The sequence below is a fragment of the Burkholderia sp. AW33-5 genome (genome assembly GCF_053427615.1).
The window spans coordinates 1-752 of the sequence record NZ_JBSAXA010000084.1; the positions used below are offsets into that span (position 1 = coordinate 1).

At 58.6% G+C, this 752-nt stretch carries 1 protein-coding gene; it reads right to left on the reverse strand.

What is annotated here, in order from left to right; all coding sequences use genetic code 11:
- Positions 1 to 752, reverse strand: a 752-nt coding sequence (locus tag ACV22V_RS32425) for a penicillin acylase family protein (RefSeq protein ID WP_448016821.1), incomplete at both ends; no start/stop codon positions are given.

Below are 752 nucleotides of genomic sequence, written 5' to 3' on the forward strand. Positions count from 1 at the left end.
CGCAAGGCCGCTTGTCACCCAGCCAATGTTGCCATGAGTGTCCGCATACACCTGATTGACGGTTGGCGCCCCCCAAGTTGATAGATTGCGCTCGAATTGCTCGAAGTTCTTCGCGCGCATGTAGCGCATCGAATCGAAGTACGGCGACATGCCGGGTTCGAGCCATGCAGTGCGTACGGCAAACGCGCGATGTTTTGCGCTCTCAGCATAAATTACCGGGCCGTGCCGCGTGAAGAACAGGTCCGCTTTGACGGGCGGACCGCCACGCACAGTGATCGCCTCGTGCACGATGCGCATCGGTTCCCAACGTCCTTTATAGCGATACTCATGCGGATTCGCCGGATTCAGATCGTAGACGTACAGGTCCTCCTGATCGATGTTGAAGATCGTGAGACCGAACGCGATCGTGCCGTTGTGTCCGATCGACACACCAGGCGCAGAAGGTTCGCCGCCGCCGATGATATCGAGCGTCGGCGTGCTGATCTGCTGGATGTAGCGTAGGCTTGGCGCAGCGTACGCGCGATGTGGGTCATTGGCCATGATCGCACGGCCCGTTGCCGATTTGCTGGGCGCGATCACCCAGTTGTTGCTGCCTTCTGTCACCTCTTCGGCATTGCCGACGGCGGCCATCACTGTCGTCGACGCATCGGCACTTTTGAGTGAATCGCGAGTCACGTGTACGCGTTGAGTGGCGAGCGTAAAGACTTTAAGCACGTCGTCAGGCAGACACGGATCGAGTCCTTCTGGCATGT